This window comes from Gluconacetobacter takamatsuzukensis (assembly GCF_014174275.1).
Taxonomy (GTDB): Bacteria; Pseudomonadota; Alphaproteobacteria; order Acetobacterales; family Acetobacteraceae; genus Gluconacetobacter; species Gluconacetobacter takamatsuzukensis.
Map to the genome: position 1 here is coordinate 166,701 of NZ_JABEQK010000002.1, position 21,354 is coordinate 188,054.

16 protein-coding genes are annotated in these 21,354 nt (G+C 68.9%); 4 read left to right on the plus strand and 12 right to left on the minus strand.

Annotated features, from left to right (window positions below; translation table 11 throughout):
- Positions 1-75 precede the first annotated feature (75 nt).
- The 5 genes from HLH27_RS03130 to hrcA all read right to left on the minus strand — a co-directional run bounded on the left by HLH27_RS03130 (position 76) and on the right by hrcA (position 7,463).
- Positions 76-732, minus strand: coding sequence for an energy transducer TonB (locus HLH27_RS03130; RefSeq protein ID WP_182947708.1), 657 nt, complete (start codon positions 730-732; stop codon positions 76-78).
- A gap of 586 nt (positions 733-1,318) precedes the next feature.
- A protein-coding gene (prfB, locus tag HLH27_RS03135) for a peptide chain release factor 2 (RefSeq protein WP_182947710.1) occupies positions 1,319-2,450 on the minus strand; the annotation gives its coding sequence in 2 pieces (ribosomal slippage) (positions 1,319-2,380 and positions 2,382-2,450; 1,131 coding nt in all).
- 69 nt (positions 2,451-2,519) lie between these two features.
- Positions 2,520-5,258 (minus strand): penicillin-binding protein 1A, encoded by a 2,739-nt coding sequence (locus HLH27_RS03140; protein WP_182947712.1) that lies wholly within the window; start codon positions 5,256-5,258, stop codon positions 2,520-2,522.
- Positions 5,259-5,385: 127 nt separating this feature from the next.
- The gene (locus tag HLH27_RS03145; protein WP_182947714.1) at positions 5,386-6,273 is read right to left on the minus strand and encodes an aldo/keto reductase; all 888 of its coding nucleotides are present in this window, start codon (positions 6,271-6,273) and stop codon (positions 5,386-5,388) included.
- A gap of 122 nt (positions 6,274-6,395) precedes the next feature.
- Positions 6,396-7,463 (minus strand): heat-inducible transcriptional repressor HrcA, encoded by a 1,068-nt coding sequence (gene hrcA, locus HLH27_RS03150; protein WP_182947716.1) that lies wholly within the window; start codon positions 7,461-7,463, stop codon positions 6,396-6,398.
- A gap of 283 nt (positions 7,464-7,746) precedes the next feature.
- Here hrcA and rph point away from each other — a divergent pair, with 283 nt between their 5' ends.
- The 3 genes from rph to HLH27_RS03165 all read left to right on the plus strand — a co-directional run bounded on the left by rph (position 7,747) and on the right by HLH27_RS03165 (position 10,642).
- Positions 7,747-8,496 carry a ribonuclease PH gene (gene rph, locus HLH27_RS03155; protein WP_182947718.1) on the plus strand — a complete coding sequence of 250 codons (750 nt, stop codon included), beginning with the start codon at positions 7,747-7,749 and terminating at the stop codon, positions 8,494-8,496.
- Positions 8,493-9,113 (plus strand): RdgB/HAM1 family non-canonical purine NTP pyrophosphatase, encoded by a 621-nt coding sequence (rdgB, locus tag HLH27_RS03160; protein ID WP_182947720.1) that lies wholly within the window; start codon positions 8,493-8,495, stop codon positions 9,111-9,113. Before rph ends, rdgB begins: the two co-directional genes overlap by 4 nt.
- A 101-nt stretch (positions 9,114-9,214) precedes the next feature.
- Positions 9,215-10,642 carry a glycosyltransferase family 39 protein gene (locus tag HLH27_RS03165; protein ID WP_182947723.1) on the plus strand — a complete coding sequence of 476 codons (1,428 nt, stop codon included), beginning with the start codon at positions 9,215-9,217 and terminating at the stop codon, positions 10,640-10,642.
- Between the two features lie 73 nt (positions 10,643-10,715).
- Here the strand turns inward: HLH27_RS03165 and HLH27_RS03170 are convergent, their stop codons facing one another.
- The 4 genes from HLH27_RS03170 to truB all read right to left on the minus strand — a co-directional run bounded on the left by HLH27_RS03170 (position 10,716) and on the right by truB (position 15,918).
- Positions 10,716-12,134: an NAD(P)H-dependent flavin oxidoreductase gene (locus HLH27_RS03170; protein WP_182947725.1), complete on the minus strand. Its 1,419-nt coding sequence runs from the start codon at positions 12,132-12,134 to the stop codon at positions 10,716-10,718.
- A gap of 114 nt (positions 12,135-12,248) precedes the next feature.
- On the minus strand, positions 12,249-14,390 hold the full coding sequence (gene pnp / locus HLH27_RS03175; protein ID WP_182947727.1) for a polyribonucleotide nucleotidyltransferase: 2,142 nt from the start codon (positions 14,388-14,390) through the stop codon (positions 12,249-12,251).
- Between the two features lie 313 nt (positions 14,391-14,703).
- Positions 14,704-14,973, minus strand: a complete 270-nt coding sequence (gene rpsO / locus HLH27_RS03180; RefSeq protein ID WP_114725993.1) for a 30S ribosomal protein S15 — start codon at positions 14,971-14,973, stop codon at positions 14,704-14,706.
- A 24-nt stretch (positions 14,974-14,997) separates the two neighbouring features.
- Positions 14,998-15,918 (minus strand): tRNA pseudouridine(55) synthase TruB, encoded by a 921-nt coding sequence (gene truB / locus HLH27_RS03185; protein ID WP_182947729.1) that lies wholly within the window; start codon positions 15,916-15,918, stop codon positions 14,998-15,000.
- A gap of 172 nt (positions 15,919-16,090) precedes the next feature.
- On the opposite strand from truB, the gene HLH27_RS03190 reads away from it, so the two are divergent.
- A complete protein-coding gene (locus HLH27_RS03190; RefSeq protein ID WP_182947731.1) occupies positions 16,091-17,068 on the plus strand; it encodes an MlaD family protein in 978 nt (325 codons plus the stop codon).
- A gap of 504 nt (positions 17,069-17,572) precedes the next feature.
- On the opposite strand, the gene rbfA is transcribed toward HLH27_RS03190, so the two are convergent.
- Genes rbfA through HLH27_RS03205 form a run of 3 tightly spaced genes read right to left on the minus strand, consistent with a single transcriptional unit; the run spans position 17,573 to position 21,345 of the window.
- On the minus strand, positions 17,573-18,010 hold the full coding sequence (rbfA, locus tag HLH27_RS03195) for a 30S ribosome-binding factor RbfA (RefSeq protein ID WP_182947733.1): 438 nt from the start codon (positions 18,008-18,010) through the stop codon (positions 17,573-17,575).
- Complete coding sequence (gene infB, locus HLH27_RS03200) at positions 18,007-20,691, minus strand: translation initiation factor IF-2 (RefSeq protein WP_182947735.1); 2,685 nt, start codon at positions 20,689-20,691, stop codon at positions 18,007-18,009. The genes rbfA and infB overlap by 4 nt, the downstream gene beginning before the upstream one ends.
- Positions 20,692-20,703: 12 nt before the next feature.
- Positions 20,704-21,345: an RNA-binding protein gene (locus HLH27_RS03205; RefSeq protein ID WP_182947737.1), complete on the minus strand. Its 642-nt coding sequence runs from the start codon at positions 21,343-21,345 to the stop codon at positions 20,704-20,706.
- Positions 21,346-21,354 lie beyond the last annotated feature (9 nt).

A 21,354-nucleotide genomic window follows, 5' to 3' on the forward strand; every position in this document is an offset into this window, starting at 1 on the left:
TGGTAAATGGCCCGTTTACCGGAACCCCGGGGCCGTCGGGCTCACGCCCGGCCGGCCCCGGTCGTTAGGTGACCCTCAGTCGTTGCTGAGCCTGAAGGTAATCGTATACGGATGGCGGAACTCCTTGATGGGCGCGCCATTCTTGACCGCGGGCTGATACCGGGCGCGGCGGACGTAATCCAGCGCGGCCTGGGAGAAAGCCTGCCCACCCTGCACGCTGGTCACGGCGCAGTTGGTGGTCTCGCCGCTCGGCTCCACGTCGCACACCACGGTCACGCGGCCTTCCCGGTTCTCCTCGAGCATTTCCTCGGGATATTCGAGCTTGACGTTGTTCACCGGACGCGCACCCGCCAGATGATCCGGAACCGGCGGCCCGACCGGCGCGTTCTGCGCGGGCGGCGTCGGCACCGACGGCGGCATGGGCTTCGGCGGTGGCGTATGCGTCACCTGCTTGATCACCTGCTGCGGCGGCGGCTGAATCTGGATCTTCGGCGGCGGAATGTACGGCGGCGGCGGCTGCGTCATCACCGGCGGCGGCGGCGGCGGTGGCGGCGGCGGCGGCGGCTTTGGCTCGGTAATAATCTTGGTCTGGATGGGCGGGTGCAGCTCCTGGACGATCTTCGCCCCAAGACCGTTCATCAACGCCCAGATCAGAACCACGTGCAGGAGAACAACGACAGTTATGCCGATGATATGCTTCGTCGGACTGCGTTGTTGTTCCGCGTAGTTCATGTCGAAACCTCCTTAACCCTCTCGTCCACGCCGGTTTCGGCACTCAAAACCACTACAAATCAGGACCACTGCGCAGTGTCCGGACTTCCATCCCGGGCGAACCCGGGCCATGCCGTGGCGCGGACCACGGACATGTGCGGAAGTACGCACAAACGATATCGGGATCGTGCATCCCCTGCGTTCCGACCTGACCGGACAGACATCGAAATGCCGCCAAGCCGTCGAATTGGGCTATTGCGCCCATCCGATGTCAAGCAAGATATTTATCGAATTTGAAACGAGTAATTTGTCATCAGTGGCCCAAAAAATGGCCATATTAACAACCTGTCATAAATGGCGAAAAACTGGCGATTTTTGAGAGTGTGCCCATTTTTCTGCCATTTTTAGCGCCGAGTCGGATTTTGTTTCGGATACGACACAATAGCCCCTCGGCCGGCGCGGCCCCGTTCACCGCGCTGACCAGGCATGAACGCGCAAGCCCGGGGCCGGGTTCGAATCCGCCTCGCCGGCACCGGGCCCCGGCGTGGAAATGCCCAAAAAAAAGGGCGGCCGAAGCCACCCTTTCCTTCCCGCGCGCGGGCCGCGATCACTGTGCGGAGGCGCTGGCCTCCGATCGGGTCGCTCCCACCCGGGCCGCCAGGGCGGCGGCCATGAAATCGTCCAGGTCCCCGTCCAGCACGGCACCGGGGTTGCCGCGCTCCACGTTCGTCCGCAGGTCCTTGACCAGCTGGTAGGGCGCCAGGACGTAGGAGCGGATCTGGTGCCCCCAGCCGATATCGGTCTTGGCCGCCTCGGTCTGGGCCGCCGCGGCCTCGCGCCGCTGCAGCTCCTGCTCGTACATGCGGGCCTTCAGCATCGTCATCGCGGTGGCCCGGTTGCGGTGCTGCGACCGGTCGGTCTGGCAGGCAACGATGATGCCGGTGGGAATATGGGTGATGCGAATCGCGGATTCCGTCTTGTTGACGTGCTGCCCGCCCGCGCCCGAGGCCCGGAACGTATCGACCTTCAGGTCGGCCTCGTTGATCTCGATCTCGATCGAATCATCGACCACCGGATAGACCCACACCGAAGCGAACGACGTCTGCCGCCGCGCCGCCGCGTCGAAGGGCGAAATCCGCACCAGGCGATGCACGCCGGCCTCGGTCTTCAGCCAGCCATAGGCATTGGGGCCGGTCACCTGGATCGTCGCCGATTTCAGCCCCGCCTGCTCGCCTTCCGAGCTTTCCATCAGCGTGACCTTGTAGCCATGCTGCTCGGCCCAGCGGGTGTACATGCGCAGAAGCATCTCGGCCCAGTCCTGGGCCTCGGTGCCACCCGCGCCGGCATTGACTTCCATGTAGCAGTCGTTGCTGTCGGCCTCGCCGGACAGCAGGCTCTCGGTCTCGCGGCGCTTGGCCTCGTCGGCCAGCTCGCGCAGCATCCGCGTGGCGTCCTTCAGGACCGGCTCGTCGCCTTCCATCTCGGCCAGCTCGATCAGGTCCAGCGTATCGCGGACATCGGCTTCCAGCCGCTGCACCCCTTCGACCTGCCCGGCCAGCAGGGTGCGCTCGCGCATCAGCTTCTGGGCGGCATCCGGATCGTTCCACAGATCCGGGTCCTCCGCCCGATTATTCAGTTCGGCCAGGCGGCCCAGTGCGACATCCCAGTCAAAGATGCCTCCTCAGCAGTGCCACCGACTGCTTGAGCTGGTCGTTGAGAGCCTCGGTCTCGGCGGACATGGAACAGGACCTCCATCGGTCAAAGGGGCGGCCGGCAGGCGGCCTGCCCGGCAGGAAAGGCAAGCGGCGTCAATACAGGCCGCCCATGCCGATGTCACCCCCGGCACCCGGCGCGGCAGGTGCCGCGGGCTGGCCCGGCACGGCGGCGGGGCCGGTCGCGGCGCCGCCGGCGGGCGCGGCAGAGGGCGAGGCCGCCATGTCGCTCTCGGAATCCGGCATCGTCTCGGCGCCGGTATCCTCGGCGGTCAGCGCGCCGGTCGCGTTGGCGTTCAGGTCGGCGCTGATGCCGGGCACCTGGTCGGGCTTGAAGGCATCCACCGCCATGCCCATCCCGGTATCGTAGCGCGCCAGCGTCAGCCCCGGGGGAACGGCGAAGTCGAGCTTCGGCCGGTCGGCCAGCACCGCCTTCATCACCCGGTTCCAGATCGGGCCGGCGATCGTGCCGCCGGTCTCGTTCTTGCCCAGGGTCTGCGGCGTGTCGAACCCGACCCAGACGATCGTCACGATATCGGGCGAGAAGCCGGCGAACCAGGCATCGTTGAAATTCTGGCTGGTGCCCGTCTTGCCCGCGATGGGCCGGTCGAGCCCCTCGCCGGCCCGGGTCCCGGTCCCGCGCAGGATCACGTCGCGCATCATCGCCACGATCTGGTACGCGCTGGCCGGCGACGCCACCTGCGGCCGCGTATCGACCAGCACCGGCCCGTCGGCCGGCGCGCCCATCGCCGCCGCGACCGCCGCCACCGCCGATATCGGCGCCTGGCCGCCCGCCGCCGGTTGCGGCGCGGCTCCGGCAGCCGTGGGGCCGGCCGGGGCGGGTGTGGCCGCCTGCAGGCCCATGCCCGGCGGCTGCCACAGCACATGGCCGTCGCGGTCCTGCACATTGTCGATCAGGGTCGGCGTCACCAGCCGGCCACCAGCCGCGATGCTGGCATAGGCCCCGGCCTCGCGCAGCACCGTCGTCTCCACCGCGCCCAGCGCGGCGGGCAGGACATGCGGCATGGTGTCGACCAGTTGCAGCGAGGTCGCCATGTTCGCCACCGACTTCATGCCGATATGCGCCGCCAGGCGGATGGTCACCAGGTTGCGCGATTCCCGCAGCGCGTCATGCAGGGTGGTCGGGCCCCAGAAATCCTTTTCGTAATTGTTCGGATGCCAGGTGCCGTACGAAACCGGAGAATCGTCGAATTTCTGCGACGGCGAAATCCCCTGCTCCATCGCCGTCAGATAGACGAACGGCTTGAACGACGATCCGGGCTGGCGCAGCGCCTGGGTGGCGCGGTTGAACTGCGACTGGCCGAACGACCAGCCGCCGACCATCGCCAGCACCCGGCCCGTCCGCACGTCCAGCGTCACCAGCGCACCTTCCACCTTCGGCACCTGGCGCAGGGCAACGCCGCCGCCTTCGGCCTGCGGCTCGACCATCAGCAGGTCGCCCGCGCGCGGGGCCCGCATGCGGCGCATCCATGCCATGTCGCGCGCCAGCAGTCGCCCGGTGCGCGGCTCGGCCCGCGCCGCCGGCCCTTCCAGCCAGCCGATCTCGCCCGTCGCCGGCGACAGCAGGACCCCGAGGCGCCAGGATTCCAGCATCCCGGCCGGCCGCGCCGCGCGCGCCAGCGCGGGCACCCACTGGCTGGAATCGGCACCCGAGGCGATATCGGCCAGGTGCTCCACCGGCCCGCGCCAGCCGCCATGATCGCGGTCGTAGCTCATCAGCCCGTCGCGCACCGCCGCCGTGGCGACCTGCTGCAGATGCGGGTCCATGCTGGTATGGACCAGCAGGCCGCCCTGCATGGTGGTGTCCTGCCCGTAGCGCTCGATCAGCTCGCGGCGCACTTCCTCGCCGAACCATTCCGAACCGGGGACCGGGCCGGGACGGGTGAAGGATTGCGGCACCAGCGGCTCGTCCTGGGCGGCACGGGCCTCGGACCCGGAAATCGCCCCGATATCGGCCATGCGTTGCAGTACCCAGTCGCGCCGGCCCTTGGCGGCATCGGGGAAGCGATAGGGATTGTAGTTGGTGGGCGATTTCGGCAGCGCGCCCAGGAACGCGGCCTCGGCATCGTCCACCTGGTCCAGCGGCTTGTTGAAATAGGTCTGGGCCGCCGCCCCCACGCCATAGGCGCCCGCGCCCAGATAGATCTCGTTGAGGTAGATCTCGAGGATCTTCTCCTTGGGCAGCGTCTGCTCGATGCGGATCGCCAGCAGCGCTTCCTTCGCCTTGCGCTCCAGCGATACGGTCTGTTTCGAGCCCAGCAGCATGATGCGCGCCACCTGCTGGGTAATCGTCGAGGCCCCCAGCGGGCGATGGCCGCGATGCACCGTCAGGTCGGTCAGCCCCGCGCGCAGGATCGCGAACGGATCGACGCCGCCATGGGTATAGAATTTCTGGTCCTCGGCCGCGATCACCGCATTCTTCACCCGGGCCGGAATGGCCGAATAGGGCACGAAGATGCGCCGTTCCGCCGCCAGTTCCGCCATCACCCGGTCGTCGCCGGAATACAGGCGGCTCATCACCGGCGGCTGGTAGGTGCGCAGCCCGTCCACGGTCGGCAGGTCGGCCACCAATTGCTCGTATTTCGTCCAGGCCACCATCCCGCCGGCCAGCGTGACCAGCAGCAGCACCGCCGCCCCGCCGCCCAGCAGGCGACGCACCAGCCGGAAGCGGGGCCGGCGCGGCCCGCCGCCCGGCCCGGTCAGGCCGAAGCCGCGCCGCGGCGGGCGCGGCGCCGCGCCTTCGGCGGCATCGCCCCCGACGCGCGAGGTGACAAGCAGCCGGCCGTCACGGCCTGATCCGTTACGAAAAATCATCCAGGGTCCAATGGGCGAAGGGCAGGGAAACGAGATCCGTCACGACGGGCACCGGCGGGAACGGCAGATGGGCGGAGGGGCCTCTCCTAGCATTGTCGGGCCCCCGAGTCGCCCCCCGGGCCGCGCCTCAACCACCCGCCTGGCGGCGCCATTCCGCGCGCCCCTCCTGCTCCAGCCGGGCGAAGACGGCATCGTCCAGCACCAGCCCGGCAGCGGCCACGTTCTCCTCGACATGCTCGGGGCTGCCGGTGCCGGGGATCGGCAGCATCACCGGGGCGCGGCGCAGCAGCCAGGCCAGCGCCACCTGTCCCGGTGTGGCCCCCAGATCGCGCGCCACCCGGTCCAGCACCCCGCCCTCGCGCGCCAGCGACCCCGCCGCCAGCGGCGCCCACGGAATGAAGCCGATCCCGTGCGCGGCGCAATAATCCAGCACGTCCTCCGACGCCCGGTTGACCAGATTGTAGCGGTTCTGCACCGTCGCGACCGGGAAGAAGCGCTGCGCCCGCGCGATCATCTCCACCGGCACCTCGGACAGGCCGACATGGCGGATCAGCCCCTCGTCCCGCATCGCGGCGATCACCTCGAACTGCGTCTCGGGCGGGCAGTCCGGCCCCACCCGATGCAGTTGCCACAGATCGATGCGCTCCACGCCCAGCCGGCGCATGCTCATCAGCACGCATTGGCGCAGATAGTTCGGGTTGCCCACCGCGCGCCAGATGTCGGGCCCGTGGCGCGTATGCCCGCCCTTGGTGGCGATATGCAGCCCGGCATAGGGATGCAGGGCCGCGCGGATCAGGTCCTCGCTGACATAGGGGCCATAGGCGTCGGCGGTGTCGATCAGGGTCACGCCGCAGGCGGCAGCCCGGCGCAGGGTTTCCAGCGCGCGTTCCCGGTCGGGCGGGTCGCCCCAGATCCCGCGCCCGGTAATGCGCATGGCGCCGAACCCCAGCCGCACCACGGGCAGGTCGCCGCCGATCAGGAACGTGCCGGCCTGGCGTGCATCGGGACGGGGCATGAAGTCTCTCCTCGAACATGCGCGCCGGGGCGGACAGGAAAGGGTCGACCCCGGCAGCTAGGGCAGGAAAATGGCGGCACCAAGGCAGCCCGGTCTTTCACGATCCGGGTCCGGACACGCAGTCAGCTCAGCATTCTGCCTATGACACGGGCAGTATAGTCCACCACCGGGATGATGCGCCCATAATTGAGACGCGTGGGCCCGATCACCCCGATCGCGCCCACGATCCGGTTGCTGTCGGTCCGCGCCGGCGCCACCACCACCGAGGTCCCGGACAGGCCGAACAGGCCGCTCTCCGCCCCGATGAAGATCCGCACGCCATCCGATTCCTGGGCCAGTTCCAGCAGGCGCAGCATCGTCTCCTGCGTCTCCAGCCGCTCGAACAGCATCTGGATGGTCGACAGGCGCTCGATCTCGGTCACGTCGGCCAGCAGCCGCGCCTGCCCGCGCACGAACAGCGTGCCGCCGCGATCCACGTCGCTCCACGTCGCCAGCCCGCTGGCCACGATCTCGGCGGTCAGGTGATTCAGCTCGCTGCGATTGGCGCTCATGTCCGCGCTGACATGCGTGCGCAGATCCTCCAGCGAGCGGCCGGCCAGCTGGGCGTTGAGGTAGTTCCCGGCCTCGACCAGCGCCGAGGGCGGCAGGCCGATCGGCGTCTCGATCACCCGGTTTTCCACCTGCCCGTCGGCGCCCACCAGGATCACCAGCGCCCGCCGCGGCCCGAGGGCCACGAATTCGATATGCTTCACCGCTCCGTCGCCCTTGGGCGCCAGCACCAGCCCGGCGGCCGAGGACAAGCCCGACAGCATCGACGACGCCTCGGCCAGCGTGTCCTGCAACGAGCGGCCGCGCATCTCCAGCGAATTGGTGATGGTCTCGCGCTCGTCGTCGCTCAGGCTGCCGAACTGCAACAGCCCGTCGACGAACAGCCGCACCCCCTTTTCCGTCGGCAGCCGGCCGGCCGAGGCATGGGGCGAGAACAGCAGCCCGGCCTCGGTCAGGTCCGCCATCACGTTGCGGATGGTGGCCGGCGAAAGCGGCAGCGGCAGGCGCCGCGACAGGGTGCGCGAGCCGACCGGCTCCCCGGTTTCGACATATTGCTCGACAATCTCGCGCAGGATCGCCGCCGAACGGGCATCCAGCCCCGGCGGCAGGGCCGGACGGGAAGACAGCGTGCCGGGATTCATCCTGCTTGAAGCCTCCGCGTTCGTGGCCGGAGGATGCCGGCCGGATTGATCACTATACGAGGTCGCCGCAAAAGTTTCGATGCCGTGCGGAACCGTGGCACAGGGCCCTCGGCCCCGGCGCCGGCCGCCGCCCCGCGCAGGCAACCTGCCATACCGGAATCTGGAGGCGCGGACCGGCGATGACAAGCGCCGGGCTGGCCATTCTCCCCCGGCTCGGGCTATGCCCGGCTTTTCGGCGGCCCGCCCCGGAATACCCTGCCTGCCTGCGGAGTATCGTTTGCCCATGACCACCCGCCCCTCGGGCCGCGCCGCCGACGCGCTGCGCCCCGTCTCCATCGAAACGGGCTTCGCCCGCCACGCCGAGGGCTCGGCCCTGATCCGCATGGGCGGGACCGAGGTCCTGTGCGCCGCCAGCGTCGAACCCCGCGTGCCGCCCTTCCTGCGCGGCCAGGGCAAGGGCTGGGTGACGGCCGAATACGGCATGCTGCCCCGCGCCACCCACTCGCGCGGCCCGCGCGAGGCCGCCAAGGGCAAGCAGTCGGGCCGCACGCAGGAAATCCAGCGCCTGATCGGCCGCTCGCTGCGCGCCGTGACCGACCTGACCGCACTGGGCGAAATCTCGATCACCGTCGATTGCGACGTGCTGAACGCCGATGGCGGCACCCGCTGCGCCGCGATCACCGGCGCCTGGGTCGCCCTGCGGCTGGCGCTGGAAAAGCTGGTGCGCAACCGCGTGCTGGCCCGCGTGCCGCTGACCGCACAGGTCGCCGCGATCTCCTGCGGCCTGACCGGCGCCGGCCCGGTGCTGGACCTGGATTACGACGAGGACAGCACGGCCGCCGCCGACGCCAATTTCGTCCTGACCGAGACCGGCGGCATCGTGGAAATCCAGGGCACGGCCGAACAGGCCCCCTTCTCGCAGGCCCAGTTCGAGGCCCTGCTGCGGCTGGCGCAGGACGGCACCACGCACCTGTTCGCCGCCCAGCGCGCGGCGGTGGACGCCGCGCTGGCCGCGCGGAGCGACGCGTCGTGAGCGGGGCACAGACGCGCCGCCTGGCCCGGGGCGAGCAACTGGTCCTGGCCAGCCACAACCGGGGCAAGCTGGCGGAATTCGACGCCCTGCTGGGCGGGTACGGCATCACCATCGTCTCGGCCGGGCAGCTCGGCCTGCCCGAGCCCGAGGAAACCGCCGACAGCTTCGCCGGCAATGCGGCGCTGAAGGCCGTGGCGGCGGCACAGGCCAGCGGGCTGCCGGCACTGGCCGACGATTCCGGCCTGTGCGTCGCGGCCCTGGGCGGCGCGCCTGGCATCTATTCCGCCCGCTGGGCCGGCCCCGACAAGGATTTCCCCGCCGCCATGGCCCGCATTCACGAGGCCATCGGCGACGACACGGACCGGTCGGCCTGGTTCATCTCCGTCTTGTGCCTCGCCTGGCCCGACGGCAGCGTGCGCGTGTTCGAGGGCCGGATCGACGGGCAGATCGCCTGGCCGCCCCGTGGCGCCCACGGCCATGGCTACGACCCGATCTTCACCCCGGAGGGCGAGACCCGGACCTTCGCCGAGATGCCGGAGGCCGAGAAGAACGCCATCAGCCACCGGGCCCGCGCCTTCGCCGCCTTCCGCGCCGCCTGCCTGCCCGATCCCGGCTAGACGACATGCCACGGAGGAGATTCGACCCGCAGGAAAATATCCTCGAACGAATAAACGTTTTTTGGTTCTTCTTTTCAAAGAAGAACATCTGCCTCGCTGCGTTGCTGGCGCTGCTCCTCGCCGGCCCGGTCCTGACACTCCCCCACCACATCCCGCTGAACCCCAACGAAGGCTGGAATGCCTATCTGGCAGCCCGCGCCCTCGCCGGCGATCCGGCCCGGCCGCTCTATCCGCCGCCGGGCGCCATGGTCTTCAACAATTATCCACCCCTGTCCTTTCCCCTGCTGGGGCTGGCGGGCCGGCTGGGGGGCGACATGATCGTGGCCGGGCGGCTGGTCGCGCTGCTCGCCCTGCTGACCAGCGCAGGGCTGGTCGCAGGCTGCGTGCGGCGGATGGGCGGCACGCAGGCCGGCGCGACGCTGGCCGGGCTGCTGATGGCCCTGTATGCCGCCACATCCTTCCACGCCTACGTCGCGATGGACGACCCGCAATGGCTGGCACACGCCATCATGCTGGCCGGACTGATCACCCTGCTGCCGGCGGGATCGGACAGGCCCCGCCCGGGCCGGGTCGCGGCGGCAGCCCTGCTGATCGTCGCCGGCGGTTTCGTCAAACATAATCTGGTTGCCCTGCCCCTGGCCGTGACGGTCTGGCTGGCCTGGTACGACCGGCGCGCGCTGGCCGTCTGGTGCGGGGTCGGGGCACTCGCCCTGCTGGCGGGCTTCGGCCTGGCGACACGGCTGTACGGCCCGGCTTTCCTGACCGACCTGCTCCATCACGCCCGCACGCTGACGGCGTCGGGGCTGGCCGACGGCGTCCGCAAACTGGCCGAATTATCGGGCCTGCTGCTGGCCGCCGCCCTGCTCTGGGCCGGATCGCCGCAGGACCCGGCCGCCCGGCGCATGCGCGCCTTCGTCACCCTGTTCCTGGCCATCGGGGCCGCAACGGGCCTGCTGGAGCGCATGGGCGACGGCGTAAGCGCCAACGCCCATCTCGAAACCCTGGTCGCGGCGTGCCTCGCGGTCGGGCTGGTCCGGTCGCGCCCGGTGCACGAAGGCGGCCGGCCCTTCGCCCCGGCCCTGCCGGCCTGCCTGTCCACCCTGCCGCTGCTGCTCCTGGCGCCGATCCAGATGACGCACGAGGTCCGCGACCTGCGCGCCCTCCCCGCCCGGACGACGCAATGGCGGACGGCGATCGATTATCTGCGGGCCACACCCGGCCCCGTGGCCTGCGAGACGCTGGCGCTCTGCTACTGGGCAAGCAAGGACGAGACGGTCGATTTCTTCAACCTGACCCAGGCCCTGCTTGCCGGCCACCAGGCCTACCCCTTCGCCGACATCGTCCGCCGGCACGGGTTCGCGCTGGTGGAACTCGACCGCGCCGCCCATCGCCATGCCGACGCGCTCGCCCATTCCGGCCACGACCCGCTCACCCAGGCACTGGACGCCGCCGGCTACGTCCCGGTTCGGGGCGGTGCCGACCGGACGATCTTCCTCGCCGCGCCGACAATCCCCGGCCGCCCGATATAGGTTTTTTCCAGGCCCGAAAACGCGAACGGGCCCCGATGGGGCCCGTTCCAAACCGTCCCGACGATGCGCCGTATCAGCGCCCGGTCAGGATACGGTCGACCAGTTGCCCGACCGTGGGCACGAACCCGTTGGCATAGAACGGGTCGGTGCCGAAGCGCCACGCATTGGTGCCGCCGAACATCAGATTGTTGTCCATCACCGCATCGGCGCCTTCCGGCCCCGCATGGGCAATGGCCTGGAGCGTCTTCTGGATGCAGAACGAGCGCGGATCGGCCTTGTGGCCGTTGGAGTAATCCGGCGCCCGCTGGCTCCAGTTCGAAAAGCGGCATTCCGACAGGCAGCCCATGCACGCCACCTGGTCGGCCAGGATCTCGCGCGCCTTGTCGGGCGTCACGAAGATCAGGGTGGAATCCGGGGTGCGCATGGCCTCGGTATAGCCCTCGCGCTCCCACAGCCGCACATGCTCGCGGTCGGCCTCGGTCATGAAGACCTGCCGGGCGCGGACACCCACGCCGTAGGACGCGGTATGCTCGCCCACCGGCTCGGTCGAATAGGCGACCTGCCGTTCCGACCGCGCCTGGAGTTCGCGCAGGAACGGGTTGTTCACCGCCGAGGAATAGAACCCGGTCGGCGAGAAGCGGTTGAGGAACACATCGCCCTTCTTCAGGGTCAGCAGCCGCCGCTTCCACGCCTCGGGGATCGGACTTTCCTGCGTCAGCAGCGGCCTCGTGCCGAACTGGAAGGCGATCGGCCCCAGTTCGGGATTGTCGATCCAGTCTTCCCAATCCTCCAGGCACCACACGCCGCCGGCCATGATGATCGGCGTCTCGTGCAGGCCGAAGCCGCGCATCGCCTGGCGCAGCGCCAGCACGCGCGGAAACGGGTCCTCGGGATTGAGCGGATTTTCGGTGTTCGACAGGCCGTTATGCCCGCCGGCCCGCCAGGGGTCCTCGTACACCACCCCGCCCAGCCCGTCGGGGTTCTTGTGGAACGACCGTTTCCACAGGGCGCTGAACGCCCGGGCGGAGGAGACGATCGGATAATAATGGATACCGAACCGCGCCGCGATCTCCGACAGGCGATAGGGCATGCCCGCGCCGCAGGTCAGGCCGTGGATCAGCCCCGGCGCGCCTTCCAGCACCCCGGTGATCACTTCCTCGGCGCCGCCCATCTCCCACAGGATGTTGGCGTGGATGCGCCCGCGCCCGCCGGCCAGGTCGTGGGCGATCCGCGCCTGCGCGATGCCGCCGTTGATGGCGTAGGCAATCAGTTCCTGCTGCCGTTCGCGCCGGCTGCGGCCATGATAGACCTGCGGAACGTATCGTCCCTCAGCATCATATGAATCGGCATTGACGATCGAGACCGTGCCGGCGCCGCCCGCCGCCGCCCAATGTCCGGACGATATGCCGGTCGAAACCGACACGCCCTTTCCACCCTCGATCAGCGGCAGGATATCCACCCCGCCCATGCGGATCGCATTGATCGCCTTCATCACTACCCTATCGTCCTCGCGCGGTCCGACGGACCGGCGTCTCGTCCATACGTGCCCCGCGCCTCACGGGCGGGGCCGCGGCGGTGGAGCAGGCTGCCCCACCGCCGACCGGCTTCAGCGCGCCGGCGGCCGAGCGGGCTTGGCGCCGACATTCTCGGTGATGTCGGCACCCGTCTCCTGGTCGACGACGCGCATCGACAGCTTGACCTTGCCGCGATCGTCGAAGCCCAGGACCTTCACCTTGACCACGTCGCCCTGGTTGACGACGTCGGTGGTCTTCGCCACCCGGCCCTGCGACAGTTCCGAGATATGGACCAGACCATCGCGCGCGCCCAGGAAGTTCACGAACGCACCGAAATCGGCGGTCTTGACCACCTTGCCGGTATAGATCGCGCCGATCTCGGGCTCGGCCACGATGCCGCGGATCCGCTCGATCGCCTTGGTGGCCTGCTCTTCGGCCGACGCCGCGATCATGATCGTGCCGTCGTCGTTGATATCGATCTTCGCGCCCGAATATTCAACGATCTCACGGATCACTTTACCGCCCTGGCCGATCACGTCGCGGATCTTCTCCTTGGGCACCGTGATGGTGGTGATCTTCGGCGCGGTCGAGGACACGTCGCTGCGCCCCTCGGTCAGCGCCTTGGACATCTCGCCCAGGATGTGCAGGCGGCCGTCGCGCGCCTGGCCCAGGGCGATCTTCATGATCTCGGGCGTGATGGACGTGATCTTGATGTCCATCTGCAGCGCGGTCACGCCATGGTCGGTGCCCGCCACCTTGAAGTCCATGTCGCCGAGGTGATCCTCGTCGCCCAGGATGTCGGACAGCACGGCGAAGCCGCGATCTTCCTTGATCAGGCCCATGGCGATGCCCGCCACCGGCCGCTTCAGCGGCACGCCGGCATCCATCAGCGCCAGCGAGGTGCCGCAGACGGTCGCCATCGAGGACGAGCCGTTGCTCTCGGTGATCTCGGACACCACGCGCATGGTGTACGGGAAGGTATCCTTGCCGGGCAGCAGCGGATGGACCGCGCGCCAGGCCAGCTTGCCATGCCCGATCTCGCGCCGGCCGGGCGAGCCCATGCGACCGCACTCACCCACCGAATAGGGGGGGAAGTTGTAGTGCAGCATGAAGTTGGTGCGGTATTCGCCTTCCAGCGCGTCGATCACCTGCTCGTCCTGGGCGGTGCCCAGGGTGGCGACCACCAGGGCCTGGGTCTCGCCACGGGTGAACAGGGCCGAGCCATGGGCGCGCGGCAGGATGCCGACTTCCGACACGATCGGGCGGACCGTCTTCAGGTCGCGACCGTCGATGCGCAGGCCGGTATCCAGCACCGCGCTGCGCACCACGTCGGCTTCCAGGTCCTTCAGGACCGGCTTGGCCGCGTTGGCATCCAGGCCTTCGGCCGTCAGCGCCGCCAGCACGGCGTCCTTCGCCGCGCCGACCTTCTTGTAGCGCGCCTGCTTCACGCGCTCCTGATACGCCTCGGCGATCGCGGCGCGGCCCAGCTCGTCGACCCGCTTGCGCAGCGCCAGTTCCTCGGCCGACGGCTCGGCCAGGTCCCACGGCGCCTTCGCGGCCTGCTCGGCCAGCGCGATGATGGCGTCGATGACCGGCTGGAACGCTTCATGACCGAAGGTCACGGCGCCCAGCATCACCTCTTCGCTCAGCTCGGCGGCCTCGGATTCGACCATCAGCACGCCTTCCGCCGTGCCGGCGACGACCAGGTCCAGCGCGCTGGTCTTCAGCTCCGGCAGGGTCGGGTTCAGGACATAGGCACCGTCCTGGTAGCCGACGCGGCAGGCCGCGACCGGGCCGAAGAACGGAATGCCCGACAGCGTCAGCGCCGCCGAGCAGCCGATCAGCGCCGCGATCGCCGGATCGTTCTCCAGGTCGTGGCTCAGCACCGTGGCGACGACCTGCACCTCGTTGCGGAACGTCTCGGGGAACAGCGGACGGATCGGGCGGTCGATCAGGCGCGAATTCAGGACCTCGATCTCCGACGGGCGCCCTTCACGCTTGAAGAAGCCGCCCGGGATCTTGCCGGCCGCGAAGGCCTTTTCCTGGTAGTTGACCGTCAGCGGGAAGAAATCCTGGCCCGGCTTGACGCTGCGCGCGCCGACGGCGGTGCACAGCACGACCGTGTCGCCATAGGTCACGACCACGGCGCCATCGGCCTGGCGGGCGATCTTGCCCGTCTCCAGCACCAGGGTGCGGCCGCCCCATTCGATCTCTTTGCGGTAGTAGTTGAACATTCAGACACTCCCTGTCCGAAAGCCGCTCCAGACGGATGGGAGGGGTCCGGACAAGGGGATGAAGGACAGCGTCTCGGACGGCATGGAGCGATGACGGTGGCCCGCCAGAACACCATGTGGCCTGAAACGCTGCGACCCGGTCCGGATGTCTCCACCGACATGGGGGCAGCGTGTGGCCCGGCCCAGGATTGGGCATCGGGCGTGGCGGCCCCGCGGCAACGGGGCGGCCATGCCACCCCGCCGGCGGAACGCACCAACGCGATCCGGCCCGTTGCCACGCATAGCGGGGCAGCGGGCCGGACCGCGCATCATCTCAGCGGCGCAGGCCCAGGCGACCGATCACGGTCTGGTAGCGGGCCTCGTCCTTGCGCTTCAGATAGTCCAGCAGGCCGCGGCGCTTGCCGACCATCACCAGCAGGCCGCGACGCGAATGGAAATCCTTCGCGTGGGTCTTCAGGTGCTCGGTCAGGTTCGTGATCCGCTCGGTCAGCAGGGCGACCTGGACTTCCGGCGAGCCGGTATCGGTGGCGGCGGTCTGGTATTCGCCAATCAGCGCCGTGCGGCGTTCAGCAGTAATCGACATCGGGTTCTCCACATTTCAATTCGGTTAGAGCATGCGGTCCGGGCGCAGCCAGCCATCTTCCAGCCGGCACAGCCCGATCACGCGCCCCCCGTCCATCCCCCGGACGATCCCCTGTTCGGGATCGGCGGCGTCCGGAATGCGTCCCATCAGGCCCAGCAGGCTGATCGCCTGCCCGTGCGAGAGGGACTCTGCTTCCTCGTGGGTCAAGGCCAGCGCCGGGATGTCGGCCAGCGCGGTCGCGACCGGAAGAAGCAGATCCGGTGAGGCAGGCGCGTTGTCGTCGTTTGGCGCCAGTTTGTCCAGCGGAATCGCGTCTTCCTCGGCAAAAGGGCCGACCCGCAGGCGGCGCAGGGCGACCACGTGGCCGACCGTGCCGCAGGCCCGCGCGATGTCGCGCGCCAGCGAGCGCATATAGACGCCCTTGCCCGATTCCACCTCGAAAATCGCGGTATCCTCGTCAGGCCGCGCCACCAGCTCGAACCGGTCGATCCGCGCCGGCCGGGGCGGCAGCTCGGGCGCCCTGCCGTCGCGCGCCATGTCATAGGCCCGCTCGCCCGCCACCTTGATCGCGGAATAGACGGGCGGCACCTGCATGATGTCGCCGCGAAACGCCGGCAGTGCCCGGCGGAAATCCTCGTCCGACGGCCGCACGGGCGAGGTCTCGGTCACCGCGCCGTCGGCATCGTCGGTATCCCGCCCCTCGCCCAGGCGCAGCGTGAACTGATAACGCTTGGTTCCGTCCATGATGTAGGGCACGGTCTTGGTCGCCGCGCCGAAGGCGATGGGCAGCAGGCCGGTCGCCAGCGGGTCCAGCGTGCCGCCATGCCCCGCCTTGGCGGCATCGAACAGGCGCTTCACCCGGTTGACGACATCGGTCGACGTCATCCCCGATGGCTTGTCGATGACCAGCCAGCCATCGATCGGACGTCCGCGCTTGCGTCGCATGGGGCAAAACCTTCTTGATCAGAATCCTGGAAGAGGCGTGCGTGTAGACGAGCCCTGAATGAGGAGCAATGCCGGATTGTGCCATGCCTGCTTTCCCAACAGGCCGGGACGGCCCGAATAAAGACCGCATGACCCCTCGTCTTCCCATCCGCTCCAGCCGCCCGATCCACCGATGAGCCTCCATCCGGGCCGGACCGCCGGATGGGTGGCCATCCTGTTCTTCGTCGCCGGCGGCATCGGCCTGGGCTGTGCCTTCCTGGGCTCGTTCGGCCAGTTCGGCCTGCTGGCCCGCACCGAACGGGCCGTGATCGTCTTCGACCACCCGATCGGCGGCCTGCGCGCCGGCGCGGCGGTCACGTTTCACGGCGCGATGCTGGGCCGGGTGGAACGGGTGGGCCTCGACGCCGATCCCCAGCATGCCCGGACGCTGATCCCCGTCATCGTCCGCATCCAGCCCGAACGGATTCACATGGTGCAGGCCGAAGCCGCCCTGTCGCCCCACCAGATGCTGGCCCGGCTGGTGCGGGACGGATTGCAGGCCGAACTCCACACCGCCAGCCTCGTCACCGGCCGCGTCGGCATCGATCTCGATGTCGTCCCCGGCCCCGCCCCGCCCCCGCATCCCGGCCTGTCCGACCTGCCGGAAATCCCCGCCCACGAATCCCGCCTGGCGATCCTGCGCCGAACCCTGACCACCCTGCCGATCCACCGGATGGCAGCCGAATGGCGGCAGGCCGCGCACGAAGGTCGCAAGATCACGCAGGACCTGGATGCCAGCCTGCCCCCGGTCCGCGCCAGCGTACTCGCCACGGCATCCGCCGCACAAACGGCCGCCGCCACCGCCGCGACCGCCCGGAAGCAGCTCGAAGCCGACTGGCACACCACCCGCACCGCCATCACCCGGGCACGGACCACGGCAAGACAGCAGGTTCACGATCGCAGCACGGAGATCCACGCCGTCACCCGCGACACAAGCGCCGCCCTTGCGGCCGCCCGACAGGTCCATTCGGACCTGAACACCCCGGATGACGCATTGAAGACCGACATGCAGGCCGCACAACGCGACATCGCCGCCGGCGGCGCCGCGCTGCATGACGCGGCGCGCACGATCCGGCATGCGCCGGGGGTGCTGTTGACGGGGGTGAGATAGTCTTCGTTCTTTTTTGCAAAAAAGAACCAAAAAACTCTGATTCGTTTGGGAGTTTTTTGCAGGGGCGCGCGGTGGCGCCGTTGACGACGGCTTTGGCCTGTCGGCATTCTTTCGGGGCGTCCCGTCTCGGGAACAGGCAAAAGTCAGGACAACCCTATGTGGCGCGTATGGCAGGCCCTTCTTACGGGCATCCTGATCTTTGTTTCCCTGATCGTTCTGGACGCCCTGAACATCTGGCCGCACTCGGTGGCCCTGAGGACGAGCCTGGTCGGCGGCCTCAGCGGCGCCATATCCTGGTGGGTCGTCAGGCAGTTCGCCCCACGCACCTGAAGTTGTGTTTTCAGAGAGTTGGCAAGAATCCGGGCTCTGCCCGGACCCGGCAGGGCCTGAGGCCCTGCACCCCAATCATTCGACAACGAACGGGTTTCCAAAGGGCGACTGCCCTTTGGCGGGTTTCAGGGCAGCGCCCTGACCTTCATCGTCGTGACCTGCGCCGTCAGTCTCTCAGTCCAGATCGCGCGCAACATCCGGCTGGTTCAGCAGCGCCCGGACTTCCATCGCATAATCCAGCGCCGTATCCGGCTGGAAATGAATTTCCGGCACCACCCGCAGCCGCAGGTTACCCGACATGCGCGACCGCAGGAACGGCGAGACCCGCCGCAGTGCCGGCATCAGCGCATCGATATCGCTCCGCCCCAGGCGCGCGACGAAGGCCGTGGCGTGCTTCAGGTCGGGCGACAGCCGCACCTCGGTCACGGTGATGCGGGCATCGACCAGTTCCGGATCGCGGAATTCGGTGCGGGCGAACAGGTCCGCTAGCACGCGGCGCACTTCTTCGCCCACGCGCAACTGGCGCTGGCTGGGGCCGGATGCGGCAAGACCGGCGAGTTTCCCCGCCGGCCCTACCGTATTCACCTTCCCACGAGATGGGTTGCGGCTCATGCGGGGACCAGTTCCATTTCGTAGCACTCGACCCGATCGCCTTCGCGCAGGTCGTTGTAGCCGGCGAAGGACAGGCCGCACTCGTAACCGCGCGCCACTTCCTTGACATCGTCCTTGAAGCGCTTGAGCTGGCTGAGGTCACCCTCGTGCACCACCACGTTGTCGCGCAGCAGGCGCACACCGCACCCGCGCTTGACCACGCCTTCGGTGACGTAGCAACCGGCAACCTTGCCCACCTTGGTGATGTCGAACACCTTGCGGATCTCGGCATACCCCAGGAACTTCTCGCGATGCTTGGGCGCAACCTTGCCCTTGACCAGCTGCTCGACGTCGTCCGCGACCTGATAGATGATCGAGTAGTAGCGGATATCGACCCCTTCGCGCTGCGCGAGTTCGCGCGCCTGCGTCGTGGCACGGACGTTGAACGCGATGATCACCGCATCCGACGCCTTGGCCAGCTGCACGTCGCTCTCGGTGATCTGGCCCACACTGGCCGTCAGCACCCGAACCTTGACCTCTTCATGCTCAAGCTTGAGCACCGTGGTCTGCAACGCCTCGGCCGAACCCTGGACGTCGGCCTTGATCAGCACGGCGACTTCCTTCTGGGCACCGGCCTGGATGCGCGCCAGCATCTGGTCCAGCGTGCCGCGCGCGGCCGTCTGGCCCGCCGCCATGCGGTCCTTGATCACGCGCTGGCGGAATTCCGAGATCTCGCGGGCGCGATTCTCGTTTTCCACCACCACGAACGGCTCGCCAGCACCCGGCACGCCGGTGATGCCCAGGATCTCGACCGGGGTCGAAGGCAGCGCCTCCTGGATCTGGCGGTTGCGGTCGTCCAGCATCGCACGGACACGGCCCCATTCGGCGCCGGCCACCACGATGTCACCACGCCGCAGCGTGCCCTTCTGCACCAGGATCGTCGCCACCGGGCCACGACCGCGATCCAGCCGGCTTTCGATCACCGAGCCCTCGGCCACCCGGTCCGGGTTGGCGCGCAGGTCCAGCACTTCCGCCTGGAGCAGGATGGCCTCTTCCAGCTTGTCCAGCCCGGTGCGCTTCAGCGCCGAGACCTCGACATCCTGGGTGTCGCCGCCCATCGATTCGACCACGATCTCGTGCGACAGCAGTTCCTGGCGCACGCGCTCGGGATTGGCACCCGGCTTGTCGCACTTGTTGATCGCAACCACGATCGGCGCATTCGCCGCCTTGGCATGGCGGATCGCCTCGATCGTCTGCGGCATCACGCCGTCATCCGCCGCCACGACCAGCACCACCACGTCGGTCACCGAGGCACCGCGGGCACGCATGGCGGTAAACGCCTCGTGGCCCGGGGTATCGATGAAGGTGATCTTGGCGCCCGAAGGCAGGGTCACCTGGTAGGCACCGATATGCTGCGTGATCCCGCCGGCTTCGGCCGCGGCCACGTCGGTCGTGCGCAGGGCGTCCAGCAGCGAGGTCTTGCCGTGGTCGACATGCCCCATGACCGTCACGACGGGCGGACGCGGCAGCAGGTCTTCCGGCGTATCGTCGATGCCTTCGATCCCGATCTCGACATCGCTGTCCGCCACGCGGCGGACACGATGGCCGAATTCCTGAATCACCAGCTCGGCGGTGTCGGCATCCAGCGACTGGGTCACGGTCGCCATCACGCCCATCTTCATCAGGGCCTTGATGACTTCGCCCTGGCGGGCCGCCATGCGGTTCGCCAGTTCCTGCACCGTGATCGTCTCGGGCAGCACGACGTCGCGCACCACGCGGACCTGGTCGGAGCGCAGGCGCTCCAGCTCGGCCTGCCGGCGCTCACGCTCGCGCTGGCGCCGGACCGAGGCCAGCGAACGCGTCTTGTCGTCGTCACCCTCGATCGCCGCCTGAACGTCGATGCGGCCCGACCGACGGTTGTCGCTGCCCTTCTTCGCCGGCGCGCCACTCGGCTTGCGGCTGGGCACGACACCGGGGCGGCGCGGCGCACGGCGTTCTTCTTCCGTGTCGGGGCCGCGACCGGTGCGCAGGCGCAGGGTCTCGCCCTGCGGCTGGGCCGGCGTCGCGGTCTGCGGCGCGGCCGGACGGCTGGTCGTGACCGGACGGGCCGGCATGATGGCGCGTTCGGCCAGCGGGCGCAGGCGCTCCATCGGCGGGGCCAGCGTGACCTCGCCGGGGATCGGCACGGCCGAGACCACGGGCCCGGGCACCGAGGCATCGGACTGGTCCTGCACCGGCTGCGCGGCCTGTTCGGCGCGGGCACGGGCCGCCTCTTCCTGCTCGCGGGCTTCCTCCTCGGCTGCACGCCGGGCATCTTCCTCGCGCCGCCGCGCTTCCTCGGCGGCGGACAGGATCATGATCTTTTCCTGCTCGCGCCGCTCCTGCTCGCGGCGAACGGACTCGGCCCGCTGCTCCTCGAGCACGCGCTGGCGGGTGGCCAGTTCGGCGGCGGTCAGCGCGCGACCGCCATTGCCACCGCGCCCGCCCGCCCGGCCGCCACCGGACGAACCGGAGCCGCTGCCCGCGGGGGCGGGACCGGGGCCGCGCTTCTTGCGCACCTCGACCTGCACCACCTTCGAACGACCATGGCTGAAACTCTGCCGCACGGAACCGGCGTCAACCGTCCGTCCGACCTCCCTCCGGCCCGCCGGCCGCAGGGACAAGCGTCCCTTACCCTGATCCTGATCGTTGCCTTCGCTCATGTACCCGCCTGTTCACCCAAGTTCGCCGGATTGGTCCGACGAACCCGGAACCGCCCTGCCGGACAGCCCCGCAAAACGTTCACTATCGATGCGGACGCGCCGTGCCAGTTCGCCACGCGACATCGCCGCATGCACGACATGGTCACGGCCGAATGCCGCCCCCAGACCCGCCGCCGTAGGAACAACCGCTATCGGCAGATCCCGTGCGCCGGACAATAACCTCGTCCTCTCGTCAGGGCTGCCGTCCTCGGCCTGGATTACCAGACCGGCGCGACCGCCCTCTATCCATTCCCGCACCTTGACGAAACCGTATGTCACCTGACCGGCCCGTCGTGCGAGTCCCACCGTCTCCAGTATCCGGCGCACCAGGCCGGCCTCCAGGATCTTGTCCAGGTCGGGCGGAACAACGACCTGACCGCGGGCGGCGCGTGAGAACGCCCCCCGTGTCCGCGCCGTTTCTAGCACATCCCGCCGCGCGCTCAACCAGATTCCCCGTCCGGGCAGACGCGCGGAAAGATCGGGTGTCACAACCCGGTCGGGCGAGATCACGAAACGCAGCATCGTCTCGGGCGCCGCACGCTCCCGCGTGACGATGCAGCGACGGAGAGGTCCGCGCTCGTCGTCTTCCGGGTCCTGGTCGGCGTCCGCCGTCATATCCTGCCT